The organism is Paenarthrobacter sp. OM7 (genome assembly GCF_029873575.1).
Taxonomy (GTDB): Bacteria; Actinomycetota; Actinomycetes; order Actinomycetales; family Micrococcaceae; genus Arthrobacter.
This window is the reverse complement of sequence record NZ_CP123579.1, coordinates 3,845,340-3,856,082: the sequence shown is the minus strand read 5'-3', so window position 1 is coordinate 3,856,082 and position 10,743 is coordinate 3,845,340. Positions and strand designations below refer to the sequence as shown.

Below are 10,743 nucleotides of genomic sequence, written 5' to 3'. Positions count from 1 at the left end.
CGTTCAGCTTGAAGCAGGGTTGGGCTGGACGCTCGTCAGCGTCCAGCCCAACCTCTTTTATGCCCGCTGAATATTGGCGTTTAGGCCAGCCCGAGGGCAAACTCCTCAACCCGCGTGAACACTTCAGCTTGGGCTTGTTGGGAGGCGCGCCAATCTCCAGGGATCTGCAAAGAGTGGTCGGCTCCGGGCACCTCAAAGAACGTTCCTGCGCTCTCTGATTTACGACCGTCGTCCCACAGTTTGTCCTGCGAACCTCCGATGAACAGGTCGTCCTTTGACGATGCACCGATGGTGCTTCTGACCCGCTCATCGGTGAGCAGTGGTGTCAGCCAGATGCCGGGGATGCGAGCTTCCTCGGCCCACGGGATACACAAAGTGCTAAATGATTTGGCGACAATCAATCGCTGATCGGCGTCGGGGGCGGCAGCAAAAACCTGCGTGGCAGCAGCGGCCGCAAATTCGTGAGGGGCAGCACTGGGCGAATCATCAGGAGTCCACCGGGCAGCCTGAACATGCCAGCCCAGGGCTCCCAGCATTTCACCAATCCAGAAGAGGACCGGGCCCTCCACTGGATATCCGGAACCGGGAAGCAGAACGGCGACCTTGGTTTTCTCGGGGTGATCAGTGGAGGCTTTTGCCCAGGTGAAAGATTCCATAAGGCATGGTACTGCGCGACTGGTTGGTGACAACCTAAAATCGATGGATGAATTAACTGGTCCGAACAGTGGCAGTCCCGTAGGGTCCTTGGATGGGGAAAAAATTACGCAAAACACTTCTGTCTTGTTTGATCATGGCAGCCATCCTGGGGACCACCAGCTGTGCGATTCCGGGAGGGGTGAGCACGGCGCCGACTGATGCTCCGACCCCAAGCACGCCCCCGCAAGTGTGTCGCTCTGTGGAGGGAATCCCGGTGGTGACGGAGGACTGTGTGGTGGTGGATCCTGAAGCGGCCATGGCGGCGAACGAGCTGTACCGCCAGCGAAGAGTCCTGACGCCGGACATGCGGGAACATCTCAATTCCTATCTTGAACCCGCTCGAAAGGCACTTGAATCACTCAGCGAGCCCACCACCGCAACTGCCGTAGTGGAAGCGTTCGGCTCTGTTGGCCTTACGGACGCGGTGCAGACGGATGACAACGGAAATGGTGTGCGGTTTGGGGCAGCGTCGCCGCAAGGCGGATGCCTCTTCGGATACGTGGCTTTCGACGGCAAGGTCGACATTTCTACCGGCGGCAGCATTATGGACGGCGGCTGCCTGGAGATGCCCGGGCACTGAGCCCCATCTCTTGGGATCCGGCCCTGTTTCGTCCACCACCTAGGCCACCCCTAACCACCACCTAGACGCCCCCAAATAACCCCTAATTTCGGCCGATTCACCACCTAGTTTCCGCTTTCCGTCCTGTGGCCCTTCGGCCCGCCCATAGTGTCCTTCTCATAACGAGCACCCGGAAATGATGCCGGGACTGCTCCGGAGAAGAGTGCACAACTATTGGGGGTTGGGTCATTGAAGCTGAGTCAGCAACAGAGCATTGCCGCCGCTGTGGATCAGTGGATCACCGGCATTCCGGGGCGTATCCCGGGCCACGTCATTTTTGTCGAGAATCCTGACCACACCGGCTACGCGAAGACGCTGGCCGGCGAGGACTCCACCATCCTGGTCCTCAACGGGGACAACACGGACCCGGGCATTGTGCCCGTCACGGGATCCTTCGATGTCGCGGGAGAAGAACTCCTGGTGGACGGCACGCTGAGCCTGGAAATCCAGGACTATGTGGCCATCCCGTTCGTGAACCTTGTGGGTGTGACGGTAGTCAGGATCACCACCAAAGAGGACTGGCAGGCCTTCTTCGACGACGCCGAGGAAGCCTGCCGAACAGGCCACTTCGTCCAGCAACTTACCGAGGTCAATGCGGTGCTGGCTGAGCGGGGACCGCTGAGCGGGGCGCCAAAGGACAATCTCCTTCTGGCCAGGCTCCATATCACGTGGGGTGGATCCGTTCTCAGCGGACCCTACGGAACCAAGATCGGCACGGTTGGGGACGCTCTCGCTGACCTGCGGATCAGGTCCATCGCCCTCCGGCCGGAGTCCGCCGTTGCCGCGGCCTACTACCCCTGGGACATCTACGAGTCGCTGGCCGCCAAACCGTGGATTGCCCGCTACCTGGCCGCGTTGGAGGCCTGGAAGTTCGTAGCCCGCGAGGACCGTGCCGCCACCAGGCTGGTGGGATTCGGAGCCAGCCTCTACGGCGCAGCGCTGAGGGACGGTCTGCCGTCAGCGCATGCTCCCTTCATCCTGAAGCGGGGGAATGACCATACCCTCCTGGACGCCCAGACCGGGCGTCTCTTCAAGATCGGTCCGGACGCCGCAGCCATTATCGAAGCCGTTTCCAACCTTCGCGACGTCAGGGTGGCTGCCATCGCAGCGGCGCCGGCCATCAAAGTTTCAGCTGCGCTCGCCGAGGAAGCCGCCCATGCTGTCCTGGACCGGTTTGGGCAACTCGGTATCGACATTGTTGGTGCACGCTGATGACCGTTGTGCCGATCCTTCCCACTCCCAGGACTCAACTTCCACTCTGGGTACCACTCGTCCCCCAGCACGACTTCGCAGGGGAAAGCCATACAGCGGTCAGTGCCAACGGAGTCCATGTCACCTTCGACGACGGACGGCAACGCCTCTGCGCCAAGAGCGGGCTCTGGAACACCAACCTGGGCTACGGAAACGGGAACATCGCCGGGGCCGTAGCCAAGGAACTCCACAAGGCGTCCTACCTTCCGCTCTTTCGCACGGCTCACCGCGCGGCCATTGAAGCTTCCAAAGCCTTGGTGAACCTGCCGTCCCACAGCTTCCACCGCGTCCTCTTCTCTACCTCCGGAGGCGCTGCCAACGATGCCGTGATGAAGCTGGCGCGCCAGTACTTCGTCCTGGACGGGCAGCCTGAAAGGAAACTTGTCGTCGGGCTGAAGGGGAGTTATCACGGGCTGACGTATGGAAGCCAGGCCCTGAGCGGCGATGAACTGGGACAAGCCGTGTACGGAGTGGACCGGCGGAGTATCCGGCACATCAGCTTTGACGACGACGGTGTGGAACTGGCGCAGCTCATGCGCAGGGAAGGCCCCAGGATTGCAGCGGTCATCATGGAGCCCGTCCTTGGATCAGGCGCGGAAGCGGTCCCTGACGCTTTCATCGAAGCGGTCATCAAATACCGGGACCAGCACGGTTTCCTCGTGGTGGCCGACGAGGTAGCCACCGGCTTCGGGAGGGTAAATGGCTGGTTCGCCTCCGACGCGTGGCCTCAGCAACCAGACGTCATCGTTACGTCCAAGGGACTGACCAACGGCACCAGCGCCTGCGCCGCCCTCCTGATCGCACAGCGGGTGACAGAAGCTTTCCATAAGAACGAATCCGTCTTCGTTCACGGGGAAACACAGGCAGGCACACCGGCAACGTGCGCGGCGATCATCAGCACCATCGCCGAGATGAAAAGACTGGACCACAACACGCTGACCAAGCAGGTGTCCTCTGGCCTCAGCAACCTCATCGAGGACCTGCAAAACACTAGAGGCATAGGCAATTCCACGGGTCGCGGCTGCATGAGGGCCATCAAAATGCTGTCCCGCAACGGAACACCCCTTTCATCAAACGGCGTCCTTGCCGTAGTACGGCGCATCCACGACGCCGGGGCAATCGTGCAAGCCGGGCCGGGACGAATCCAACTCCTGCCCGCACTCATCTATACGGAGGAGAACTTCGAGGAACTGCGCCAGGCCATCCGCACTGGCCTGGCCGCTGCCGAAAAAGATGGGGTCTTCGCATGATCGCGGACCACATGTGGCGGACCCGCTGTGTCATCCTAGACGACGGCACGGCCTCCAAGTACATCGGCGGCCTGACCCGCGGACGGACGGGATTGGTGGTGGACAGCCACCTGGGAGGACACCGGGACAAGCTGTTGGCCGGCCACCTCAACGGTGCACCGGTCCTGGACCTGCACGCGACGCCAGTGACCGTGGAAACCGTCCGGACGGTGGGTAGCTTCATCCGCGAAAACGGACTTCAGACCGTTGCGGGGCTCGGCGGAGGCTCAGTCCTGGACGCGGTCAAGCTCGCCGCGCTGTTCACAGCGGATCCGAGCCTGGCCATCTTCGCCGAACGCCATGCCAAACGCTCAGGCCTCCTGGTCCTCCCGCCGGTGACCAACCCCAAGGAACGTCCCAAGACCATTCTGATGCCGTCCACCGTGGGGACCGGCGCCGAAGTCAGCGCCGTAGCGTGCCTGGACACCGCCGTCGGACGCCGTTTGATTGTCTCGCGGCACCTGACAGGTGACGCTGCACTGCTCGACGCCGGACACCTCGCCACCCTGCCCAAACGGCTGGTTTACGAGGGGCTGCTTGAAGCGTTCCTGCGCGTGGCCGGGACCATGATTGGCAGCCACCACAGCATCTTCGACGACGACGGCCATGCACTCATCCAACGGATAGTGCAGCTGGGGCAGCAACTGTCCTGCAAGGATGCTCCGGAGCTGAGGCTGGCCGCCGCCCGCCTGAGCATGGAAACGCACACCGGCTGGGCACTGATGGGGCGCAACCCTTACGGCGCCAAGCACTGGTACGTGGCGAACGAGCTCTCCTACGTCTCGGGCGCGCGGAAAATGACGGCAACGACCTCGGTGATTGGCCCCATCTGGAGGGAAATCGGTGAGGGCGCCGCAGGGTGGGGCGATTCCACACGGCTCAAGCACCTCTGGAACATGGTGACGGCAACGGAACCTTCACTGGATCCCGATCCTGCGCGGGGCATTGACGAGTTGATGTGGCAGTGGGGCGTCACGGGGCTCCCATCCATCACCGAGGAAATCCTAGTCCGCACCACAGACGCCTGCATCCGCAACTGGGGCGGCGGGCTTCCGATGCTTCGAGGCATCGACGCCGCACAGATCCAGCACGTCCTCAGCGCCGCTGCGGGAGGACCCCACATCTTGCCAGGCCCCACGGGCAATCTACGAGAGGCAGGGGAGAGGGGGTGAACACATGAACAGCACCAACACGCTCAAGAGCCTGGACCTCCACATCCAGGAGCTGGAGCCCATGGACGTTCCGGATGACTGGGACGAACGAATCAAGGGCATTTCAGCGGGACTGGCATTGGTAGGAATTGCCGTCGCCATCACCTGATCTCCCGCCTGTCCGCCACCACAGCAGCAGCGAAGGGAGGTGAACGCGAATGCAAAAACAGCTCAACATCTCCATCCAGGAGATCGAGTCGCTGGACACCCCCGACTTCCAGAACTGGTTCATCGGGGTCTCCCAGGGAGTCGCCATCGGCATCATCGCCGTCAGCATCACTTAGTGCCCGTCTGCAGCATTCACAACAACAAGGAAGGAGGAACCAATGATCGCAAACACGACGCTCCAGCTGTCCATCGAAGAGCTGGAGAACCTCGACACCCCGGACGATACGCCGTGGTACATCCGGGTTGGTGACGTCATCATCATCGCCGGCATCGTCGTCGGAATCGCCGCCACATAGCCGGTGCACGCGGGTGGTGCCACGTTCCGTCCCACCCGCGTGCATCCCCGGACCACTCTCAACCTCCCGGAGAACACGAGCTGATGAACACCGCAAAAGATAAGACCGCCGACGCCGTTCTGCGGATCCTGGGCCATGTGGATCCGCCGGAGGATCTGTACAGCGTTTCAGGTTCCCGCCTCTATGACCTTGTCACCGCCAACGACCTGACGGAACTGCCCGAGATCCTTACCGCGGCGCGCAAAACCGCGGGGCCCATCCTTGAGTTGGCTGCCGGTTCCGGACGGATTACCCGTCCCCTCCTCACTTTGGGACGTCCGCTGACCGCGGTCGACTCTTCCCGGGAAATGCTGGCCCTGCTCAAGACCAAGGTGGAAATGCAGGCCTTCAACCCGCGCAGTGTGGCGGTGGACATGGTGGAGGCTGACATGTCCGGCTTTGAGCTCGGCGACGGATACGGCTGCGTGGTTCTCGGTGCCAGTTCCATCACCCTCCTTGACCCGGTTGGCAGGCGTGCGTTGTTCCGCAGGGTCCGCGGCTGTCTGGCGCCGGAGGGTCGTTTCCTTCTCACGGTCCTGAACGCGGACAGCCACCATGCGTCAGAAGACAACGACGGCGGCACAACAGTTTCGCCGTTGGGCAAGGACTCGTTCCTGATCACCACGGAAAGCCGCGACCCAGCCAACGGTGCCCGCCACGTCACCATGATCCACGTCAGTTTCGGTGAGGGCGGCACGTACCGGTCTTCGGCGTACGCCAGCGACATCGCGTTCGTCAGCAACAGCCTCATCGAAGAGGAAATCACTGCTGAGGGCTTGACCATCCTGGAACGCAGGCCGGTCCGCATCGCCACACGCACCCCTGGCCTGGACGACATTGAGTTGTGGGTGTGCGGCGTATGAGCATCGATCCTGTACGGACCCTCGATCCGTCGCTGGGCCTGGTGTCCGAATCGGGGGTGTACGTGCCCAACGAGGTTGGGCTGTGGCGAACCGCCGGTGTGTTGGCACATGGGCGGGCATCGCAAGCAGGGTTCGCCTCCGCCGTCGGCGCTTTTGATGTGAGGAAACGCGACTCAATCACCCGGGGTGCGGGAGAAGCTGTGGAACGGTTTGCGCTGGCTCCCGCGCCCGCGGATTCCGAGCACCTGCTTGTCCGGACAGGGGGTGCGGACCCGCGGATCGACTTCATCTCGGCGGGGCTTGGGCGACCATCAGCGCTCGCCTACGAATTTCCTTGGTACCGGGCCACCAACCTGCTCACCGGAAAGGCCTCGCATGTTCCGGCGCCGGTAGTGGATTACTGCCCCGGACACATGGAGGCGAATCCGTGGGATCGCTTCTTCGATCCGTCTCCCAATGGTGCAGCATCGGGTCCATCGGAGGCCTTTGCGCAGATTGCGGGCATCGGGGAAGTGCTGGAACGGGATGCGTTCCTGGCCGCATGGCACCAGCGGACACCCTTGTTCAGCTTCGATGTGGCGTCCCTGCCCGACGCTGTGCGGTCCACCCGGGAGACCCGGAGCTTCCTGTTGCTCCTTGACGCGGCGAGGTCTGCCGGCGTCGAACCGTTGTTGGCTTTCATCCCGCAGCAGGGCAGCCCGCTGGTAACGGCGGTGTGCGTGATTGCCGACGAGGCGCACTTTGGTGCGGTAGGGCTCAAAGCGGCCGCCCATCCTGTGTCCGCGTTGCGTGGAGCACTTCAGGAAGGCCTCCAAATCCGGGAGCTGTTCCAAGCCCGTTCCCGTCCGCGGTCTCCCGAGGCGGTGACGGATGACGATTCCCGGGCCGACTTCTGGACGACGCCGGCCCCCATTGAAGGGTTGCTTCGGTGGGTCCAGTCCTTCCAGCCGGTGGGTCTCCCCGACATCCAACCCACGCCGGACGTTGAAACCTTGGTGCGATACCTCGCGGGAAGGGACATCCAAACGCACTGGGTGAGCCTCACCCACAGGCTGCCCGAAGCGATCCAGGACATGGGTTGGGTGGCCGGAAAAGCGATCTGTCCCGGCACAGTCCCCCTCACCATGGACGAAACCAAACGGCTGTTTCTGCCCGGCCATATCTCAACCCCGCACCCGCTGATATGAGCAGGCTCAAAGTGCGCGCAGACCGGGCGGTCGAGTGGCCCGTGCAGCTTTCCCCGTCGGGGTCCATCGATGCCCCGCTGGCGGCTGCCGGGCCCTGGATCGTGGCCATTAACGGTGTGCCGAAAGCCAGAGTCTCCGCCGACGTCGCGAACGTCCTCAAAGCTGTGGACGGGAAGAAGGACGCGGCCCAAGTGGCGCATCTTCTCGGATCTCCGTGGACAGCCCAGGATGTCGCGGGGATCGTCGGCCAGTTGGCGCACACAGGAATATTCGACGGCGGTGCGGCGCCCGTTGCGGTACGACGGGTCCAGTTCAGGCCGCCACTGACAGTGCAGTTCACCCTGTTCAATCCCGCGCCCTTGCTGCAGTTCTTCCGACCCATGGTGGCGGCCATGGCGCGGCCCGGCATGGCTGGGGTGGCCCTGCTTCTTCTTCTCGGCGGATTGGTGGGGGCTTTCATTGCGGGGCCCAGCATGTGGCGGGTCCTGGCTACACCACTGCCGGTGGAGGCCTACCTGTACGTCGTGGCGGCGATGTTCGTGTCCACGCTTCTGCACGAACTGGGCCACGGCATGGCACTCACGTACTTTGGCGGGACACCGCGTCGCCTTGGGATCATGCTGTTCTATCTTTCGCCTGCGTTCTTCTGCGATGTGACGGATGGGTGGCGGCTGAGCTCCAGAAAGCAACGCGTCCTGGTTGCCTTGGCAGGGCCTTTGGTCCACGTTGCTCTGGGAAGCATGGTTCTGGCCGGCCAAGCGCTGCTTCCTGAGTCATCGGTGAAGGATGCCGCTGTCCTTTATGGCGTCATTTGCTACGCCGTGGCCGTGCTCAACTTGTTCCCCTTCATCAAGCTGGACGGCTATGTGGCCCTGATGTCTGCGGTGGACATTCCACACCTCCGGAAAAAGTCCTTGGATGCCTTGGCCGATGTCGTCAGCTTCCGGGTCCTCGGATCCCGACGCGCACTGGGCCCCGGCGGCCTGCTTCCATGGTTTGGGCTCGCCAGTTTTGTTGCCGGAATAGCCTTCATGCTGATCGGTTACCAACGCTTGGTGCCGATTTTCCTTCAGCTGGGCTTTGTGGGCCACTTGGTGGTCCTCGCGGTCCTGTGCCTGCTGCTTGTCTTGGCACTCAGGGGTGTTATCCGGTTCTTCCAGGCTGCGGCCGCCAAGGGGAGTCCGAGTTGGCGTCGGCTCGTGGTGGTGACGCTGGGGCTGGCGACCATCGGCGTGCTCCTGGCGATCATCCCTGTCAGGGCGGTGACCATTGCTGGGTACACCTACCAAGGTGGTCAGCTGAAGATCGTAATGCCGGTCCAAGGCCCGTCCCAGGCACTATCCCCGGGAGACGCAGTCACGCTGCAATCGCAGGGAATGATCCTTCACGAAAACCTGGGACGGGCAACCATCGGTGACCAACCGCCGTCGAACTCCATGGCACCGCTGGACACCTTGGTCCCCGTAGCCCTCGCAGGCGACACCCTGCCGGTGATTGCCTTCTCCGGCCGCTTGGAATCAGGAACGAACCTTTCGTCCTCCGGGCGGGCCGAAGTAGCCAGCCACCACGAGACGAGCTTGGGGGAATGGCTCTGGGAGTCCATCACCAGTTCGCCCCTGTGGCCATGGCAAGCAGGACTAACTGCAGACTCCACGAAAGGGCAGCCATGACAATTCACGCCAGTTTTGAGCAGTTCAGCAAGAAGAGGGGCGGACGTTTCGCCGTCGAGGGGCTGACATTCGATGTTCCCGCGGGGAAGGTGGTGGGACTGATCGGCCCTAACGGAGCAGGGAAAAGTACCGCGCTCGCCGGCCTCACAGGTCTGGTGGAGGCGACGTCCGGCCGCGCAACTGTGTTCGGTGTGGACTACCGATCCCTGCGCAGGCCCGCCGGCAGGGTGGGTGTGAACTTGGACGGGATGGACGTTGAGCCTGGGCTGACGGGGCGTCGGCACCTGCAGATCTGCCAGCTCGCCGCCGGAGCAGACAGCGACAACGTGGAGCGGGCACTGGAGCAGGTGGATCTGGCGGTCGAAGCCAACAAAAAGGTCCGGGACTACTCGTTGGGCATGAAGCAACGCCTGGGGATTGCCTCCGCGTTGGTTGGTAATCCCCAGATGCTTGTCCTCGACGAGCCCGCCAACGGACTGGACCCTGAGGGCATTCAATGGCTGCGACGTTTTTTGCGGGAGTTCGCCGCCGCCGGTGGAAGCGCGCTGGTTTCAAGCCACCAGCTGATGGAACTGGAGCAAGTGGCGGACGAGGTTGTCATCCTCAAACAGAAGGTCCTTTTCAGCGGAACCCTCGGGGAAGCCAAAGCTCTTGGCGGGGGCAGCCTTGAAGCTGCGTACTTCAAGATCCTGGCAGGTGCCTAATGACCGGTGGCGCTGTGGCGGCAGTGACAAACGGGATCCGATCGGAGCTCCTCAGGTACGTCAGCGGATATTCCAGTCTGGGTATCGTGGCGTTCAGTGCGCTGGTGCCGTGGTTCGTGGCCAACTTCCTTGGATGGCCGGACAGCTCGGGTGGTCTGTCGGTTTCTGACAACATCAGGATCTTCTGGTCACTGGCCGCAAGTATTGCGCCGGTAGCCACGTTCGCAGGAAGCTATCTGGTCACCCGCGAAGCCTATTACGGGACGCTCCGCCGCTCCGTGGTGGCAGCCGGAATGACGAATGTGCTGGTGAGTAAATACGTTGCCGCGGTGATGGTGGGACTCGGCTCCGTCGTCACAGGCATCGTGGTGTGGGGCGGAACCGAAGTCTTCTCGCTGCCACCGGATGTTGCCTCGCAGCTCGTGGCCCCGGAATCGCTGGGACTGTTGCCGGGGGTGCTGGTGGCCTCGGCTCTCGCTGCTGTCTGGGGATGCTCGCTTGGGTGGATCTTTCAGCACTACTACGCGACGACGATCCTCACGTTGGTGATCCCACTCGCCGTCGAACTGCCGCTGCTCGCGAACGCCCCGGACGTGGCCCGCTGGCTTCCGTCCGGCGCTTTGGCGGGGCTCGCTTCTGTTCCCTTTGAGGGCCTGCTCGAACCCAGTGCGGCGTTTTGCGTATCTCTGGGATGGCTGCTGTTCGCAGGCTTTGGCGCCGTGTGGTCCCTTCGCCGGAAGGAGCTTTGAC

Annotated in this window: 13 protein-coding genes; 12 read left to right on the top strand and 1 reads right to left on the bottom strand. The window is 62.7% G+C overall.

What is annotated here, in order from left to right:
- Positions 1 to 80 precede the first annotated feature (80 nt).
- Positions 81 to 656 (bottom strand): hypothetical protein, encoded by a 576-nt coding sequence (locus QEH68_RS17745; protein WP_280623731.1) that lies wholly within the window; start codon positions 654 to 656, stop codon positions 81 to 83.
- A gap of 239 nt (positions 657 to 895) precedes the next feature.
- Between QEH68_RS17745 and QEH68_RS17740 the strand changes: the two genes are divergently transcribed.
- The 12 genes from QEH68_RS17740 (at position 896) to QEH68_RS17685 (ending at position 10,742) form a co-directional block, all read left to right on the top strand.
- Positions 896 to 1,276 (top strand): hypothetical protein, encoded by a 381-nt coding sequence (locus QEH68_RS17740; protein WP_207594915.1) that lies wholly within the window; start codon positions 896 to 898, stop codon positions 1,274 to 1,276.
- Between the two features lie 228 nt (positions 1,277 to 1,504).
- Positions 1,505 to 2,527, top strand: coding sequence for a daptide biosynthesis RiPP recognition protein (gene mpaB, locus QEH68_RS17735; protein ID WP_280623729.1), 1,023 nt, complete (start codon positions 1,505 to 1,507; stop codon positions 2,525 to 2,527).
- The gene (gene mpaD / locus QEH68_RS17730) at positions 2,527 to 3,816 is read left to right on the top strand and encodes a daptide-type RiPP biosynthesis aminotransferase (RefSeq protein ID WP_280623727.1); all 1,290 of its coding nucleotides are present in this window, start codon (positions 2,527 to 2,529) and stop codon (positions 3,814 to 3,816) included. The genes mpaB and mpaD overlap by 1 nt, the downstream gene beginning before the upstream one ends.
- Positions 3,813 to 5,027, top strand: coding sequence for a daptide-type RiPP biosynthesis dehydogenase (mpaC, locus tag QEH68_RS17725; RefSeq protein ID WP_280623725.1), 1,215 nt, complete (start codon positions 3,813 to 3,815; stop codon positions 5,025 to 5,027). The genes mpaD and mpaC overlap by 4 nt, the downstream gene beginning before the upstream one ends.
- 4 nt (positions 5,028 to 5,031) lie before the next feature.
- Entirely contained in the window at positions 5,032 to 5,175 is a 144-nt protein-coding gene (locus tag QEH68_RS17720; protein WP_280623723.1) for a daptide-type RiPP, read from the top strand.
- 49 nt (positions 5,176 to 5,224) lie between these two features.
- Complete coding sequence (locus QEH68_RS17715; protein ID WP_256378406.1) at positions 5,225 to 5,350, top strand: daptide-type RiPP; 126 nt, start codon at positions 5,225 to 5,227, stop codon at positions 5,348 to 5,350.
- A 42-nt stretch (positions 5,351 to 5,392) separates the two neighbouring features.
- Positions 5,393 to 5,530, top strand: a complete 138-nt coding sequence (locus QEH68_RS17710) for a daptide-type RiPP (protein WP_280623718.1) — start codon at positions 5,393 to 5,395, stop codon at positions 5,528 to 5,530.
- A gap of 83 nt (positions 5,531 to 5,613) precedes the next feature.
- A complete protein-coding gene (gene mpaM / locus QEH68_RS17705; protein ID WP_207594907.1) occupies positions 5,614 to 6,432 on the top strand; it encodes a daptide-type RiPP biosynthesis methyltransferase in 819 nt (272 codons plus the stop codon).
- Entirely contained in the window at positions 6,429 to 7,619 is a 1,191-nt protein-coding gene (locus tag QEH68_RS17700; protein ID WP_280623714.1) for a YcaO-like family protein, read from the top strand. Before mpaM ends, QEH68_RS17700 begins: the two co-directional genes overlap by 4 nt.
- Entirely contained in the window at positions 7,616 to 9,289 is a 1,674-nt protein-coding gene (gene mpaP / locus QEH68_RS17695) for a daptide biosynthesis intramembrane metalloprotease (protein ID WP_280623712.1), read from the top strand. The genes QEH68_RS17700 and mpaP overlap by 4 nt, the downstream gene beginning before the upstream one ends.
- Entirely contained in the window at positions 9,286 to 9,993 is a 708-nt protein-coding gene (locus QEH68_RS17690; protein ID WP_280623710.1) for an ATP-binding cassette domain-containing protein, read from the top strand. Before mpaP ends, QEH68_RS17690 begins: the two co-directional genes overlap by 4 nt.
- Positions 9,993 to 10,742, top strand: a complete 750-nt coding sequence (locus QEH68_RS17685) for a hypothetical protein (RefSeq protein WP_280623708.1) — start codon at positions 9,993 to 9,995, stop codon at positions 10,740 to 10,742. The genes QEH68_RS17690 and QEH68_RS17685 overlap by 1 nt, the downstream gene beginning before the upstream one ends.
- The last annotated feature ends 1 nt before the right edge of the window (position 10,743 follow it).

Bases quoted from the DNA above. Each gene is read 5' to 3' on its own strand.
- mpaM (WP_207594907.1), top strand. From the start codon at position 5,614: ATGAACACCGCAAAAGATAAGACCGCCGACGCCGTTCTGCGGATCCTG.
- QEH68_RS17690 (WP_280623710.1), top strand. From the start codon at position 9,286: ATGACAATTCACGCCAGTTTTGAGCAGTTCAGCAAGAAGAGGGGCGGA.
- QEH68_RS17720 (WP_280623723.1), top strand. From the start codon at position 5,032: ATGAACAGCACCAACACGCTCAAGAGCCTGGACCTCCACATCCAGGAG.
- QEH68_RS17685 (WP_280623708.1), top strand. From the start codon at position 9,993: ATGACCGGTGGCGCTGTGGCGGCAGTGACAAACGGGATCCGATCGGAG.
- QEH68_RS17700 (WP_280623714.1), top strand. From the start codon at position 6,429: ATGAGCATCGATCCTGTACGGACCCTCGATCCGTCGCTGGGCCTGGTG.
- QEH68_RS17715 (WP_256378406.1), top strand. From the start codon at position 5,225: ATGCAAAAACAGCTCAACATCTCCATCCAGGAGATCGAGTCGCTGGAC.
- QEH68_RS17710 (WP_280623718.1), top strand. From the start codon at position 5,393: ATGATCGCAAACACGACGCTCCAGCTGTCCATCGAAGAGCTGGAGAAC.
- mpaP (WP_280623712.1), top strand. From the start codon at position 7,616: ATGAGCAGGCTCAAAGTGCGCGCAGACCGGGCGGTCGAGTGGCCCGTG.
- QEH68_RS17745 (WP_280623731.1), bottom strand. From the start codon at position 656: ATGGAATCTTTCACCTGGGCAAAAGCCTCCACTGATCACCCCGAGAAA.
- mpaD (WP_280623727.1), top strand. From the start codon at position 2,527: ATGACCGTTGTGCCGATCCTTCCCACTCCCAGGACTCAACTTCCACTC.
- mpaC (WP_280623725.1), top strand. From the start codon at position 3,813: ATGATCGCGGACCACATGTGGCGGACCCGCTGTGTCATCCTAGACGAC.